Below are 14,730 nucleotides of genomic sequence, written 5' to 3' on the forward strand. Positions count from 1 at the left end.
GTCACTCGATGCCCAGGACACTCGGCGCCGCCGCCGTCAGCGCCTCCCGCCACGGCCGCAACGGCGCGAGCCCGAACGCCGTCCACCGCTCCTGCGACAGCACCGGGTGGGCGGGTCGCGGCACGATCCTCGGCAGCTCGCGCGCCGAGATCGGCCGCACCCGCTCGGGGTCCAGCCCCAGCTCGGCGAAGACCGCGCGGGCCAGCCCGAACCAGGTGGTGGCGCCGGAGTTCACGGCATGCAGGACGCCGGACGCGCCGGGCGTCCGGCCGAGGTCGACGATCCGGTCGGCGACGTCCATGGTCCACGTCGGCTGCCCCCACTGGTCGTCGATGACGTCGCAGAACTCCTGCTCGGCGGTCGCGGCCGCGATCGTCCTGACGAAGTTGCGGCCGAACTCGCCGTACAGCCAGCCGGTGCGCAGCACGACGCCGGTCTCCGGCAGCGTCTCGAGCACCGCCCGCTCGCCCTCGGCCATCGTCCGCCCGTACACGGTGGCCGGGGCGACCGGCGCGTCCTCCGCATACGGCTGCGCGGCGTCCCCGTCGAACACGTAGCTGGTCGAGACGTGGATCAGCCGCAGGTCCGCACGGGCGCAGGCCCGGGCGAGGTTGGCGGTGCCGTAGGCGTTGACGGCACGGGCGCCGGCCTCGTCGACCTCCGCCGCGTCGACGTCGACCCAGCTGTCGAGGTTCACGACGATCGCGCCGCTCTGCGCGCCGATGCGGGCGACCGTCGTCGCCGCGGCGTCGACGGCGTGCGCGTCGGTGAGATCGAGGACGGCGCGGGTCGCCGGGATGACCCGTTCGCGGACCGCTCGCAGCATGATCACCAGGTCCCGGGCGAGCATGCCGTCAGCGCCGGTGACCAACCATGTCGCCACGCCGACTCCCCTCACAGGCGGTACGAGCGGAGCCCCGGCCGCGTGGCCGGGGCTCCGCTCCGCTGGCCGGAGGTCAATACGCGCCGGTGCTGCGCACCACCACGCGCGCCGTGCGACCCAGGAGCTGCAGGTCGTCGCCGTAGGACCAGTTGTCGACGTAGCGCAGGTCCAGCCGCACCGTCTCACCCCACGACAGGTTGGACCGCCCGCTCACCTGCCACAGCCCGGTCATGCCCGGGATCGCGGCCAGCCGGCGCCGTGCGGTGCCGTCGTAGGTCGCCACCTCTTCGGGCAGCGCCGGTCGTGGACCGACCAGCGACATCTCGCCGCGCAGCACGTTGATCAACTGCGGCAGTTCGTCGAGGGAGTACTTGCGCAGCACCCGGCCGATGCGGGTGATCCGCGGGTCCTCGCGCATCTTGAACATCGGCCCGTCGCCGTCGGCGGAGTCCAGCAACTCGGCGCGACGCAGGTCGGCGTCCACGTACATCGTCCGGAACTTGAACATGGTGAAGAACAGCCCGTTGCGGCCGACCCGCACCTGCCGGTAGATGGCCGGACCGCGATCGGTGAGCTTCACCGCGACGGCGATGGCCAGCAGCAGCGGCAGGAGCGCGAGCAGGATCAGCCCGGCCAGCACCCGGTCGGTGGCGACCTTCGCCGCGCGTCGCCACCCCTTCGGGCGGGCCTGCCTGACGTGCATCAGGACGCTGGAACCCATGCTGCCCAAGCCCATGCGGTGCGGCGCGACGTCGGACAACCCGAGATCGGTGACGAGGTCGATGCCGAGATCACCGAGCATCCAGCTCAGCGCCCGCAGCCGGTCACCGGTGAACTCCGAGCCCGGCGCGATGCAGACGGTGCGGGCCCGGACGCGCTGCGCGGCCTGGCGCACGGCGAGGACGAGCTCCTCGTTGCGCACCGCGTCGTCGTGCCCCGGCAGCGCACGCACGATCGTGCTCACGACCGGGATCGCGGCCGGCGGCGCCGAGCCGTCGTCCTCGATGCAGGTCGCGACGACGGCCAGCGGGCGTTCCCCGTCGCGCGAGAAACGCTCGAGGCTGGCGGTCACGGCGGCCGCCGGTCCCACCAGCAGCGTCCGCCGGGTGGCCCGGCCACGCATGCGCAGCCGCCGCAGTTTGCGGTGCACCGCGAGCCGCACCGCGATCGACCCGCAGGCCAGCACGGCCGCCGCCGCGAGGAACGGCCGGCCGAGCGGTATCGACAGTGCCGCCGCGGCCACCGCCACGATCGCGACGACGGCGGCCAGCGACTGCAGTACGTCGCGGTAGATGTTCCTGACGCCGAACAACCGGTCGGCCCTACCGGTTCTGGCGGTCAGCACCAGCGGCCACAATGCCGCCATAGCGCTGACGGCGAGCGTGACGTCGACGGTCGGCCAGCTGAGCACCACCGTCACCGCCACTGCAACGGCGGCGATCAAGAGATCGCCGGCGGCCGTGATGCGACGAAAACGAAAAGGACGACTGACGGGCTGAGAATGCGCACCACGACCGCCGGAATGTAATTCCGGCGACTGCCTTCCTAGACGAGTGCGCGCACCAGCCGACGACAAACCGACCGTAGCCATGGCCCCCCCAAGGCTCCGATATCCCCCCACCGGCTCATCCCCAAGCCGACGAACTGGGACGGACTATACGCTGATAGGGCGGAAAGGGACCAGTCGAACGAAAAGATTTGAGACCGCAAGCGTTCGGGCTAGCGATGGCCCGCGCGATTCATCCGTTGTAATGGTTCTGCGCGTAGATCAATCCGTCGACCACGACCGCCTCGGCGGCGTCGGCCGCGCGATCGACCTCCAGCTCGATGTCGCGCTTCTCGACCGTGGAGAACGGCTTGAGAACGTACGCGGCCGGGTCCATGCGGCCGGGCGGGCGGCCGATGCCGAACCGCAGCCGGCAGTAGTCGCCGGTGCCGATGCGGGCGCGCACGGAGCGCAGCCCGTTGTGACCGTTGTCGCCGCCGCCGAGCTTCAGCCGGACGGTGCCGAACGGCAGGTCCAGCTCGTCGTGCACGACCACCAGGTGATCGGGGGCGATCTTGTAGAAGTCGGCGAGCAGCGCGACCGGCCCGCCGGACTCGTTCATGTACGTGTGCGGCTTGGCCAGGACGGCGCGCGAGCCGGGCACGCCGCCGAGTCGCACCTCGGCGACGTCGGCCCGGAGCTTGCGCTGTGACTTGAGCGGCGAGCCGGCCCGCTCGGCGAGCAGGTCGACGACCATGGCGCCGACGTTGTGCCGGGTGCCGGCATACGTCGGGCCGGGGTTGCCGAGCCCGACCACCAACCACGCGTCGGACATCGACAGGCTCCCCGGCCCGGCGGACGTGAACTCAGGACTCGTCGGCAGGTGCCTCGGCCGAAGCCTCGTCGGCGGCGGCCTCGCCGGCCTCGGCCTCCTCGGCCGCGCCCTCCTCGACCTCGCCCTCGAGCTGCTCGGCGGTCGGGGCGGCGGTGACGTTGACGACCAGCTGGTCGGGGTCGCCGGCCAGCGACGAGCCACCCGCCAGGGTGAGGTCCTTGGCCAGGATCTGGGTGCCCTCGGTGAGGCCCTCGACGGAGACCTCGATGCCCTCGGGCAGGTGGGTCGCCTCGGCCTCGATGGAGACCGTCGGCTGGTCGAGGTTGACCAGCGTGCCCGGCGCCGCGTCGCCGACGACGTGCACCGCGACCTCGACGGTGACCTTCTCGCCGCGCTTGACCAGCAGCAGGTCGACGTGCTCGATGAAGCCCTTGAGCGGGTCGCGCTGCACGTGCTTCGGCAGCGCCAGCTCGCTGCCGCGGCCCTCGATGTCGAGCGTGAGGAGGACGTTCGCGGTCTTCAGCGCGAGCATGGTGTCGTGGCCCGGCAGCGCCAGGTGGACCGGGTCGGTCCCATGCCCGTAGAGGACCGCGGGAACCTTGGCGGCGCGACGGAGGCGGCGCGCGGCGCCCTTGCCGAACTCGGTACGCAGCTCGGCGGCGATCTTGACGTCGGACACGGTGAGAACTCCTCGGAATGCACGGTGGGCGGTCAGCGGCACGTCGGGCTCGGGCAAGGGCGCGCACCGACTGCGCACCGCGTCGATCACGGTGGCAGCAGAAAACTCCACCCTCGCCGAGGCAACCCACGAAGTCTAGCCCTGGAGCAGCCCCGATGTGAAACCGGCCCCGTACCTCCCGGGGCGGCTACGCGTTGCCGTTGAAGAGGCTCGTGACCGAACCCTCTTCGAACACTTCGTGAATCGCCCGGGCGATCAGCGGCGCGATGGACAGCACCGTCAGTTTGTCGAACCGGCGCTCCTGCGGGATCGGCAGCGTGTTGGTGACGATGACTTCCTTGATGCCGGCCGAGTTCTTCAGCCGATCGACCGCGGGGCCGGACAGGACGGCGTGCGTGGCGGCGACGAGGACACCCTCGGCGCCCGCCTCCATCAGCGCCTCGGCGGCCTGGTTGATGGTGCCGGCGGTGTCGATCATGTCGTCGACCAGCAGGCAGGTGCGGCCCTCGACGTCACCGACGACCTCGTGCACCTTCACCTCGTTGGCGACGTCGGGGTTGCGCCGCTTGTGGATGATGGCCAGCGGCGTGCCCAGGCGATCGGCCCACACGTCGGCGACCCGCACGCGGCCGGCGTCGGGCGACACCACCGTCATGTTCTCGGGCGCGTAGTTCTCCTGCACGTGGCCGGCCAGGATCGGCAGCGCCCACAGGTGGTCGACCGGGCCGTCGAAGAAGCCCTGGATCTGCGCGGTGTGCAGGTCGACGGCCATGAGGCGGTCGGCGCCCGCGGTCTTGAACATGTCGGCGACCAGGCGAGCCGAGATCGGCTCGCGGCCGCGGTGCTTCTTGTCCTGGCGGGCGTAGCCGTAGAACGGCATCACCACGGTGATCTGCTTGGCCGACGCCCGCTTGAGCGCGTCGACCATGATCAGCTGCTCCATGATCCACTCGTTGATCGGAGCGGTGTGGCTCTGGATGACGAACGCGTCGCTGCCGCGCACGCTCTCCTCGAACCGCACGTAGATCTCGCCGTTGGCGAAGTTGAAGGTCTTGCTCGGCACCAGGCTGACGCCCAGGTGCTCGGCCACCTCCTCGTTCAGCTCGGGATGCGCGCGGCCCCCGAACAGCATGAGCGTCTTCGTGCCCGTGGCGCGGATCCCCGTCACGGCTCATCCCCCTCGTTCTCCCCCGTGGTGTCCGCGGCAGCGGCTTCGGCCGCGGCGGAGGTCTTCGTGCCGGCGCGCTTGCGCGCGACCCAGCCCGCGATGTTGCGCTGCCGGCCGCGCGCGATGGCCAGCTCGCCCGGCGCGGTGTCCGACACGACGGTCGACCCGGCCGCGACGTAGCTGCCGTCGGCGAGCTCGACCGGCGCGACCAGCACGGAGTCGCTGCCGACGAACACGTGCTTGCCGACCGTGGTCGGGTGCTTCGCGACGCCGTCGTAGTTGGCGAAGATCGTGCCGGCGCCGATGTTCGCGCCCTCGCCGATGGTGGCGTCGCCGACGTAGGTCAGGTGCGGCACCTTCGCGCCGCGGCCGACCGTCGACTTCTTGATCTCGACGTAGGCGCCGGCCTTCGCCTTCTCCTCGAGCACCGCGCCCGGCCGCAGATAGGTGTACGGGCCGACGGTGGCGTCGGCGCCGATCTGCGCGCCGTCGGAGTGCACCCGGACGACACTGGCGCCGGGGCCGACGACGGTGTCGATGAGCGTGGTGTCGGGGCCGACCTCGGCGCCGGCGGCGACCTCGGTGCGGCCGCGCAGCTGCACGCCCGGCCGCAGCACGACGTCGCGCTCGAGCGTCACGGTGACGTCGATGAACGTGGTGGCGGGGTCGATCATGGTGACGCCGGCGCGCATCCACTTCTCGGTGACGCGCCGGTTGAGCTCGCGGTTCATGGCGGCCAGCTGGACGCGGTCGTTGACGCCCTCGGTCTGCCAGGCGTCGTCGGTGACGACGGCCCCGACGCGGCGGCCGTCCTGCCGCGCCAGCCCCAGCACGTCGGTGAGGTACAGCTCGCCCTGCGCGTTCTGCGTGGTGATGCGGCCCAGCCCGGCCCGCAGCACGGCGGCGTCGAAGGCGTAGATGCCGGAGTTGATCTCGGTGATCTGCAGGACGTCGGCGGCAGCGTCCTTGTGCTCGACGATGGCCCGCACCCCGCCGTCGGCCTCGCGCACGATGCGGCCGTACCCGGTGGGGTCGGCGACGTGCGCGGTGAGCACGGTGACCGCGTTGCCGTCGGCCACGTGCTGGTCGACCAGCTCGTGCAGGGTGTCGCCGGTCAGCAGCGGCACGTCGCCGTACGTCACCACCACCACGCCGTCGAGCTCGGGCAGCCCCTCGAGCGCGACACCGACCGCGTGGCCGGTGCCGAGCTGCTGCTCCTGCACCGCGGTGGCGACACCGGGCGCGACGTCGGCCAGGTGAGCGGCGACGAGATCGCGGCCGTGCCCGATGACCACGCTCAGGTGGTCGGGCTTCAGCTCCTGCGCGGCGGCGACGGCATGCCCGACGAGGCTGCGGCCGGCCACGTCGTGCAGGACCTTCGGGGTGGACGACTTCATCCGGGTGCCCTCGCCAGCGGCGAGAACGACGACTGCTGCCGGGCGCGTAGTCACGCGTTCGTGCTCCTCGGCTTCGGTGGCGGGCTCGGTTCCGACACTACCTGTCCGGTGTCGCTGACGAGAACTCGATCAGCGACCCGGCTCGGATTCGAACCACGCTCCGCCGCCAGGACTCGAACCTGGACCGAACACCTTCAAAGGGTGCCGTGCTGACCGATTACACTACGGCGGAAAAATGGCGCTCGGCTGTCACATCGCCGCCCGCACCCCTCTACGTTATCGCCTTGATCGCACCGCCCCCGCCACCGCCGCCCACCAGCCGTTCATGATCCGGTACTCCGGCGCACCCTTCGCCACCCGCACGACGAGACAGCCCCGGTAGCCCTCGTTCACGTTCTTGCGCACCGTCTTCGGGTTGTGCTTCTTGAGCGTCGCCCTGGCGAACCGCTCGACCGGCGCCCCCACGATCTCAGCCCAGTACGCCGTGGCCGCTGCCACGTCGGCGGACTCGTGGATCGACAACCGAAACCTCAGGCGCCCGGCGTCGACCCCGAGGACCGCCAGCCACTCCAGGTGGAGCAGGATCATATCCGGGTCGCTGTTGATGAAGTTCAGGCTCTCGACCGGATTCCAGGGCTTCGCCTTGCCACCTTCGGCCCAGTAGGCGACGGCGCCGGCGATCATCAGTTCCCGGTCGGTCAGTTCACCGAACGCCGCCAGGATGTCGTCGTTGACCCGCGCCCGCTCGGCAGCGGTCTCCTCCGTCCGACGCCGCCAACCCGCGCGCGCTGCCGCAGCTCGGCTCGCCGCCCGACTCGGAGTGAGCGTCCAGGCGATGTCCTTGGTGATCAGCCACACCGTGCTCTTGGCCATCGCCAACTCGTCGGCGATCTCCGGCACCGACCGCCCGTCGGCACGCAGGGCCCGGGCCCGCCCCCGCAACGCGTCGGTCACCCGCGGCCGCGCCCGGCCCTGTCCGTACACGCCGAGGATCCGGCTGATGGTGCTGGCGCCGATGCCCAGCTCGGCCTTGATCTGGACGTACGTCTTCCCTTCGGCGCGCATCGCGTGCACCCGCTCTGCCAGTTCTGCATCGTCAACCAGGCGTTCCGTCATGATCCAAGCTTGGCAATGCTACGCATAGTCTGCAACAGCTAGGTCTACTCCAACCGGGCTGTTTCAACCGCCCTGAGCAGGACCAATTCGAGCACCGCCGCATCGACGTCGGCGAGCCGCTTCACGTAGAGGCAGCTCTTGCCGGCCCGGTGCGGTCCGAGCCGGCCGAACAGGTCGCCGTACTCGTCGAGCTCGCCGGGCAGGTACAGCGTCAGCGCCTGCTTCCGCGGCGAGAACCCGATGTCGAACCAGTCGAGCTCGCGCCCGCTGTCGTACCGCAGCCGCCGAGTGCCGAACCCGACGATGCCGACGCCCCACATGGCGGCCTCCGCACCGGTGACGGCACGCATGAGCGAGCAGACGGCGACGGCGTCGGCGCGGCGGCCGGGATCGGGGACGGCCGCCAGGAACGCCTCGACGCTGTCGCCGTTGCGCGAAGTCCTCAGCTCAGCCATGACGCACATCCTGGCGATCTTCCGGACTCTTCACCAGCGACGAAGCCGGTACACATCGGGAGATCCGGACTATACGACCTACGGCATCGTAGGTTACGGTGCCGTAAGGAAGGTTCCCCTTACACACGGAGACTCCATGGCTTCCACGGACACGGCGAACAGCCCGCAGTCCCCGCCGGCGCAGAGCGACCTCCCTCGCGGCACGTTGTCGGGCGATACTCAGACACTCGGCGAACGCATCACGATCGGCCTCTTCATCGCCGTTCCGTTCGTCGCACTCGTGGCCGCGATCCCCGTCGCGTGGATGGGCGGCTACCTGAGCTGGCTCGACGTCGTGCTCGCCGTGGCCTTCTACGCGTTCACCGGGCACGGAATCACCGTCGGCTTCCACCGCCACTTCACCCACCGGGCCTTCAAGGCCAACCGCGCGGTGAAGAACACGCTGGCCGTGGCCGGCAGCATGGCCGTCGAGGGGCCGGTCATCCGCTGGGTCGCCGACCACCGCCGGCACCACAAGTTCGCCGACAAGGAGGGCGACCCGCACTCCCCGTGGCGTTACGGCGAGTCCATCCCGGCGCTGATCAAGGGCATGTGGTTCGCGCACATGGGCTGGCTGTTCGACGTCGAGCAGACCGACCCGCGCAAGTTCGCGCCGGATCTGATCAAGGACGACGACATCCGGCGCATCAGCAAGCTGTTCCCGCTCTGGGTGGCACTGTCGATCCTGCTGCCGCCGATCATCGGCGGGCTGGCGACGTGGTCCTGGCACGGCGCGCTCACGGCGTTCTTCTGGGCCACGCTGGTCCGCATCGGTCTGCTCCACCACGTCACGTGGTCGATCAACTCGATCTGCCACGCCATCGGCGAGCGGCCGTTCGAGAGCCGCGACAAGTCCGGCAACGTGTGGTGGCTGGCCTTCCTGTCGATGGGCGAGTCCTGGCACAACCTGCACCATGCCGACCCGACCTGCGCCCGGCACGGCGTGCTCAAGGGCCAGATCGACTCCAGCGCGCGGATCATCTGGGCGATGGAGAAGGCCGGTTGGGTGTGGGACGTGCGCTGGCCGAGCCCGGAACGCATCCAGTCCAAGCGCGTCGACGACTACGGTGGCGAAGCCAAACTCATCGCCGATTGAGACACTGTCACACGACGGGAGCATGATGGGGCGCGTGACCGACGACGTCGCGACCAGGCCACGCGCCACGCCCAGCAGGGTCCGCATGACGGGCAAGCAGCGCCGCGAGCAGCTGCTCGACGTCGGTCGCGCCCTGTTCGCCGAGCGCGGCTACGACGGCACGTCCATCGAGGAGATCTCGGCCCGCGCCGGTGTCTCGAAGCCGGTGGTCTACGAGCACTTCGGCGGCAAGGAAGGGCTGTACGCCGTCGTCGTCGACCGCGAGATGGAACTGCTGCTCGACCGCATCACCACGGCGCTCGGGTCGGCCGCGCACCCGCGGGTCATCCTCGAGCGGGCCGCGCTGGCCCTGCTCGACTACATCGAGATGTCCACCGACGGCTTCCGCATCCTGGTCCGCGACTCCCCGGTGGCGCACTCGACGGGCGGGTTCGCCAGCCTGATCTCCGACGCCGCCAGCCAGGTCGAGCACATCCTGGCCGCTCAGTTCAAGGCGCGCGGGTTCGCCACGAAGCACGCGCCCATGTATGCGCAGATGCTGGTGGGCATGGTCGCCCTGACCGGCCAGTGGTGGCTGGAGGTGCGCTCGCCGAAGAAGGCCGACGTCGCCGCCCACCTGGTCAACCTCGCCTGGAACGGGCTGTCCGGGCTGGAGCACAAGCCCCGCCTCACCGCCGACTGACCTGCCTCACAGGCAGATCTGGATCCCCAGCACCTCGAGGCAGAGCAGCGAACCGTCGTCCTCGCCCGGCTCCTCCGGCGGCGCCGGCGGCTTCGGGGTCTCCGGCGGCCGCGGAGGCTCCTGGGTCGGTGTCGGCTTCGGCGGCTTCGGCGGCTTCGGCGGCTCGGGCGGCTTCGGCGGGGTGGTCGGCGGCTTCGACGGCGGCGACGGCTGCTGCGTCGGCGTCGGCCGGTGACTCGGCGGCCGGTCGGTGGACGACGGCGACGGCTGGGGCTCGTGGGTCTCGCCCTCCGGCGGCGACGACGGCGCGCCGGTCTCGCCGTCGGGCCGGTCGGACGGGGTGTCCGCCGGGTCGTCGTCCGCCGGCGCCCCCGGCCCGTCCGCGACGTCGTCCTGCTGCGGCGCGTCGGTCCCGGCGTCCGCCGAGGGGACGGACGCGGGGTCCGTCGGCGAGCCGGCCGGACCGGGCCGGCCCGCCGTCGGCCGGGGTGCCGGGGTGGCCGACGCGGACTGCGGTGCCGGTGGCATCGGCGTGCCCGTGGACTCGCCCGCGTCGCCGAGTTCCGACTGCCCCTCCGATGTACCCGGTGCCCGGTCGCGCCCGGACGCCGCCGGCTCGCTCCGATCCGCCACGACGGCGACGACCGGGACGGTGAGCGCGGCGAGCGCCACGAACCGCAAGGTGTACCGGCGGGCGTGGCGCAGCGCCAGAGCGGCGCCGCTGGGCGCCCGTTTGTGTCCCCCCACGAGAGGCGAACGTACCCTCTCGCGATCACTCTCCGTGGCGGTTTGCCGGAACTCGTACCGATGCGGCGCCCTTTGGGCCGGTGAGCGTCACTGTGCGTGGCTTCGCAGCGGCTCGCCGACGTCGTGCATGTGCCGCAGCGCGATGCGGTACGACTCGATGAGCGTGGTCTCGGCGTAGGACACGCCGAGCGCCGCGCAGTACTGCCGGACGATCGGCTTGGCCTTGCGCAGGTTCGGCGTCGGCATGTTCGGGAACAGGTGGTGCTCGATCTGGTGGTTGAGGCCGCCGAGCGCGACGTCCATGATCGCGCCGCCGCTGACGTTGCGCGACGTGAGCACCTGCTTGCGCAGGTAGTCCAGCTCGTCCTCCTCGGTGAGCGTCGGCATGCCCTTGTGGTTCGGCGCGAAGGTGCAACCGAGGTAGATGCCGAACAGCGCCTGGTGCAGGACGATGAACGCGACGGCCTTGCCCGGCGACAGCACCGAGAAGACCAGCGCCAGATAGCCCGCGAAGTGGACCAGCAGCAGGGCCAGCTCCAGGCGCCGCTGCTTGAGCCGCGGGTCGAGCGTGGCCCGGACGCTGGCGACGTGCAGGTTGAAGCCCTCGAGCGTGAGCAGCGGGAAGAACAGGAACGCCTGCCGCGCGGCGATGATCCGGGTGAGCCCGCCCGCCTTGCTCGCCTGCCGGTCGGACCAGACGAGGATCTCCGGCGAGACGTCGGGGTCGAGCTCCTCGTGGTTGGGGTTGGCGTGGTGCCGGGTGTGCTTGTCCTGCCACCAGCCGTAGCTCATGCCGATGCCGAGGTTGCCGGCGATGCGCCCGGCGATCTCGCTGGGCCGGCGACGGCGGAACACCTGACGGTGTGCAAGGTCGTGCGCGACCAACGCGACCTGGGCGAACGCGACGGCGAGCGCGGCGGCCACGGCCAGCGTCCACCACGAGTCGCCGACGGCGGCGAAGACGCCCCAGGCCGCCGCGTAGGCCGCGACCACGAGGCCGATGCGGACGGTGTAGTAGCCGGGCCGGCGGTCCAGCAACCCCGCGTCGGCGATCTTCCGGGACAGCCGGGCGAAGTCGCTGCCGGGCCGCGGCGCAGGGGGGAGATCGGTCTCAGTGGTCATGCTCCGATCCTCGAAGCGACGGGCCCGCCGGCGACATCCCGGCACCACCCGTCCGACCCTGGGGACAGCCCTACCCCTTGCGGCCGACGGCGAAGATGCGCCGGTAGGGCAGCACGGTCCCGTAGCGGCCGGGCGGGTAGGCGGCACGCAGGCGCTCGCGGTACTCGGCGACGAAGACCTCGCGGCCGGCGTCGTCCAGCGCGGCGAGGTACGGACGCAGCCCCGTGCCACTCATCCACTCCAGCACGGCGTCGTCACCCTGCAGCAGCTGGACGTAGGTGGTCTCCCAGACGTCGGCGGCGAAGCCGAGGCCGAGCAGGGCGTCGAGGTAGGTCGCGGGCTCGTGGGCGGCCGGCCGCACGAGATCGTGCAGCGCCGGCCACCGGTCGCCGGCGGCCAGCTCGCGCAGCAGGACGTGCGCGGGCTCGCCGAAGTTGCCCGGGATCTGGAAGGCGAGCCAGCCGCCGTCGGCGATGTGCCCGGCCAGCCGCGGCAGCAGCTCGAGGTGGCCGGGCACCCACTGCAGCGTCGCGTTGCTGAGCAGCACGTCGACGGGACGCCGCGGCGCCCAGTCGCGGAGGTCGGCATGGACGAACTCGACGCCGGCGGGCGGCAGGGCGGGGGTCGCGGCGATCATCTCCGCGGACGAGTCGACGCCGACGACGTGCGCGCCCGGCCAGCGTTCGACCAGCCCGACGGTGAGCGTGCCCGGCCCGCAGCCGAGGTCCGCGACCTCCGTCACCCCGGTGGCCGGCACCTGGGCCAGCAGGTCGGCGAACGGCCGCGCACGCTGGCCGGCGAACGTCAGGTAGCGGTCCGGATCCCACATCGCAAGCCCTCCCACAAATATCTTGGCGCCAAGATAACAGACTGGGGCTGCTCTCTCGACGTCAAGAAGCTTGGGCAGTGACATGAGGGGCCGTAGAGTCGGAGCATGGCTCAGGACGAGGTCGATCGGCTGACCGAGGCGTGGCGGCACGAGCGGCCCGACCTCGACGTCAGCCCCATGGAGGTGCTGTCGCGCGTCAGCCGGCTGGCGCGGCATCTCGACCGCGAGCGGCGGGCCGCGTTCGCCGAGCACGGGCTGGAGCCGTGGGAGTTCGACGTGCTCGCGGCGCTGCGCCGAGCCGGCGAGCCGTACGAGCTGTCGCCCGGGGTCCTGCTCGGCCAGACGCTGGTCACGAGCGGCACCATGACGGCGCGCGTCGACAAGCTCACCGCCCGCGGACTGGTCAGCCGCCGCCGCGACGAGGACGACCGTCGCGCCGTCCGGGTCCGGCTCACCGAGTTCGGCAAGAAGTCCGTCGACGCCGCGCTGGAGGGGCTGCTGGCGAACGAGCGGCGGTTGCTGGCCGGGCTCGGCGCCGAGGATCGGAAACGACTCTCCGACCTGCTCCGCACCCTCGTCCTGCCGTTCGACGACGCACCGAGCTGACGACTCCGACCGGACAATGGTTAGTCTGACCTCGACCATGGGCTCCGCACTGCGCTCCCCCCGCAGCCACCGCGCCTGGATCGTGCCGGTGGCGGCGTTCGTCGTGCTCGGCTCCGGCGCGCTGTTGCCGGCCAACGCCGAGACCCCGGTGGAGACCCCGGTGGAGACCCCGGCCGAGACGACGCCGCCGGCCGCGTCGCCCACCGTCCTGAAGCCCCCGGCCGACTCCCCCGTCGACGAGATCGTCGGCGGCGAGGAGCTGGCCGCCACCGGGGTGGCGCTGGTGTCGCCCACGGCGCCGCCGCTGCCGATGGTCGACGCGCAGGCCTGGCTGGTCGCCGATGTCGAGACCGGCGACGTGCTGGCCGCGTACAGCCCGCACGAGCGCCGTCCACCGGCCAGCACGATCAAGCTGCTGACCGCACTGGCGACCGACGCCGCGCTGGACCCCGACGAGACCTACGTCGCCACCGAGGAGGACGCGTCGGTCGAGGGCAGCCGCGTCGGCATCGTCGCCACCCAGACCTACACCGTCGACCAACTGCTGCACGGCCTGATCCTCGCCTCCGGCAACGACGCCGCGCACGCCATCGCCGAGGCGGCCGGCGGCCAGGACGCCACCGTCGACAAGATGAACAACGAAGCTCGCCGGCTCGGCGCCTTCGACACCAAGGCCATCACGCCGCACGGCCTCGACTCCCCCGGCCAGCTGTCGTCGGCGTACGACCTCGCGCTGATCGGCCGCGAGGCCCTCGACGACGACACGATCGCCGAGCTGGCCGCCACCCCCGTCTACGACTTCCCCGGCTCCGGCGGCGCGACCTTCCAGATCCAGAACCAGAACCGGCTGCTCGGCTCGTACGACGGCACCATCGGCCTGAAGACCGGGTTCACCACCCTCGCCGGCCACACCTTCGTCGGCGCCGTCGAGCGCGACGGCCGCGTCCTCATCGCGACCGTCCTCGGCGCCGAGGGCCGGGCCGAGGACGCCGCCGCTTCGCTGTTCGACTGGGCCTTCACCGCCCCCGACACCCCCGCCGTCGGCCACCTCGTCGCCCCCGACGAGGTCGAAGCCATGGTCACCGACGCCTCCGACGACGGCGACATCCTCGGCCGCAACCCCCTCCAGGACTACGGCGACGCCCTCACCAGCCCCGGCGGCAGCTCCTCCGACGTGCCTCCGGTGGTCTGGCTCAGCCTCGCGGCGGCCGCCCTCGCCGGTGGGCTCGGCTTCGCCCTGCGACGGCGCCGGCCCAAATCGTCCGGCCGCTACTCGTCGCGGTAAGGGCTGCGCTCGGGGCCTGGGGCCGGGCCGGCCGCACCCCGGGCCCGCCCAAGGGTTCGCGACGGCCGACCCGGGCATGTCGTCAGCCCGGCTCGGCGGGCCTGCTCGGCGGTGGGCATACGTCGGCTGGTCCAGCGCACTCGGTCAGCAGGGCCACTCGGTTGGCCCGGAGCGGTCGGTTGGCCCGGAGCGGTCGGTTCGCCCGGAGCAGTCGGCTGGCTTGGAGCAGTCGGTTCGCCCGGAGCAGTCGGCTGGCCCGGCTCGTGGTTGGCCGGGCGAGCCGTGTGTCGGGTTCGTGCCGTTCA

Annotated in this window: 15 protein-coding genes and 1 tRNA gene; 4 read left to right on the forward strand and 12 right to left on the reverse strand. The window is 71.7% G+C overall.

Annotation, left to right across the window (positions count from 1 at the left end; translation table 11 throughout):
* Position 1 precedes the first annotated feature (1 nt).
* From rfbD to DZA62_RS17080, 9 genes are all read right to left on the reverse strand, one after another.
* Positions 2-883, reverse strand: a complete 882-nt coding sequence (rfbD, locus tag DZA62_RS17040; RefSeq protein ID WP_116950101.1) for a dTDP-4-dehydrorhamnose reductase — start codon at positions 881-883, stop codon at positions 2-4.
* 73 nt (positions 884-956) lie between these two features.
* Entirely contained in the window at positions 957-2,474 is a 1,518-nt protein-coding gene (locus DZA62_RS17045) for an exopolysaccharide biosynthesis polyprenyl glycosylphosphotransferase (RefSeq protein ID WP_116950102.1), read from the reverse strand.
* Between the two features lie 148 nt (positions 2,475-2,622).
* Positions 2,623-3,204 carry an aminoacyl-tRNA hydrolase gene (gene pth, locus DZA62_RS17050; RefSeq protein ID WP_116950103.1) on the reverse strand — a complete coding sequence of 194 codons (582 nt, stop codon included), beginning with the start codon at positions 3,202-3,204 and terminating at the stop codon, positions 2,623-2,625.
* 31 nt (positions 3,205-3,235) lie between these two features.
* A complete protein-coding gene (locus tag DZA62_RS17055; RefSeq protein ID WP_116950104.1) occupies positions 3,236-3,883 on the reverse strand; it encodes a 50S ribosomal protein L25/general stress protein Ctc in 648 nt (215 codons plus the stop codon).
* A 187-nt stretch (positions 3,884-4,070) separates the two neighbouring features.
* Entirely contained in the window at positions 4,071-5,051 is a 981-nt protein-coding gene (locus DZA62_RS17060) for a ribose-phosphate diphosphokinase (protein WP_116950105.1), read from the reverse strand.
* Complete coding sequence (gene glmU, locus DZA62_RS17065; RefSeq protein WP_116950106.1) at positions 5,048-6,502, reverse strand: bifunctional UDP-N-acetylglucosamine diphosphorylase/glucosamine-1-phosphate N-acetyltransferase GlmU; 1,455 nt, start codon at positions 6,500-6,502, stop codon at positions 5,048-5,050. The genes DZA62_RS17060 and glmU overlap by 4 nt, the downstream gene beginning before the upstream one ends.
* 104 nt (positions 6,503-6,606) lie before the next feature.
* Positions 6,607-6,680 (reverse strand) — tRNA-Gln (locus DZA62_RS17070).
* A gap of 44 nt (positions 6,681-6,724) precedes the next feature.
* Complete coding sequence (locus DZA62_RS17075; protein WP_157987726.1) at positions 6,725-7,564, reverse strand: hypothetical protein; 840 nt, start codon at positions 7,562-7,564, stop codon at positions 6,725-6,727.
* Between the two features lie 44 nt (positions 7,565-7,608).
* Entirely contained in the window at positions 7,609-8,019 is a 411-nt protein-coding gene (locus DZA62_RS17080) for a DUF1801 domain-containing protein (RefSeq protein WP_116950108.1), read from the reverse strand.
* 136 nt (positions 8,020-8,155) lie between these two features.
* On the opposite strand from DZA62_RS17080, the gene DZA62_RS17085 reads away from it, so the two are divergent.
* Together DZA62_RS17085 and DZA62_RS17090 are read left to right on the forward strand one after the other, a co-directional pair.
* Positions 8,156-9,154 (forward strand): acyl-CoA desaturase, encoded by a 999-nt coding sequence (locus tag DZA62_RS17085; protein WP_116950109.1) that lies wholly within the window; start codon positions 8,156-8,158, stop codon positions 9,152-9,154.
* A 25-nt stretch (positions 9,155-9,179) separates the two neighbouring features.
* Positions 9,180-9,836, forward strand: coding sequence for a TetR/AcrR family transcriptional regulator (locus tag DZA62_RS17090; protein WP_408618997.1), 657 nt, complete (start codon positions 9,180-9,182; stop codon positions 9,834-9,836).
* A gap of 6 nt (positions 9,837-9,842) precedes the next feature.
* On the opposite strand, the gene DZA62_RS35765 is transcribed toward DZA62_RS17090, so the two are convergent.
* From DZA62_RS35765 to DZA62_RS17105, 3 genes are all read right to left on the reverse strand, one after another.
* Entirely contained in the window at positions 9,843-10,583 is a 741-nt protein-coding gene (locus tag DZA62_RS35765; protein WP_157987727.1) for a hypothetical protein, read from the reverse strand.
* An 87-nt stretch (positions 10,584-10,670) separates the two neighbouring features.
* Positions 10,671-11,705, reverse strand: coding sequence for a fatty acid desaturase family protein (locus DZA62_RS17100; RefSeq protein WP_116950111.1), 1,035 nt, complete (start codon positions 11,703-11,705; stop codon positions 10,671-10,673).
* Between the two features lie 70 nt (positions 11,706-11,775).
* The gene (locus tag DZA62_RS17105) at positions 11,776-12,534 is read right to left on the reverse strand and encodes a methyltransferase domain-containing protein (RefSeq protein WP_116950112.1); all 759 of its coding nucleotides are present in this window, start codon (positions 12,532-12,534) and stop codon (positions 11,776-11,778) included.
* A gap of 105 nt (positions 12,535-12,639) precedes the next feature.
* Here DZA62_RS17105 and DZA62_RS17110 point away from each other — a divergent pair, with 105 nt between their 5' ends.
* Both DZA62_RS17110 and DZA62_RS17115 read left to right on the forward strand, forming a co-directional pair.
* Positions 12,640-13,140, forward strand: coding sequence for a MarR family winged helix-turn-helix transcriptional regulator (locus DZA62_RS17110; protein ID WP_116950113.1), 501 nt, complete (start codon positions 12,640-12,642; stop codon positions 13,138-13,140).
* 37 nt (positions 13,141-13,177) lie between these two features.
* Positions 13,178-14,425: a D-alanyl-D-alanine carboxypeptidase family protein gene (locus DZA62_RS17115; RefSeq protein WP_116950114.1), complete on the forward strand. Its 1,248-nt coding sequence runs from the start codon at positions 13,178-13,180 to the stop codon at positions 14,423-14,425.
* Positions 14,426-14,730: the final 305 nt, after the last annotated feature.

The sequence above is a fragment of the Jiangella endophytica genome, from assembly GCF_003427025.1.
GTDB lineage: Bacteria > Actinomycetota > Actinomycetes > Jiangellales > Jiangellaceae > Jiangella > Jiangella endophytica.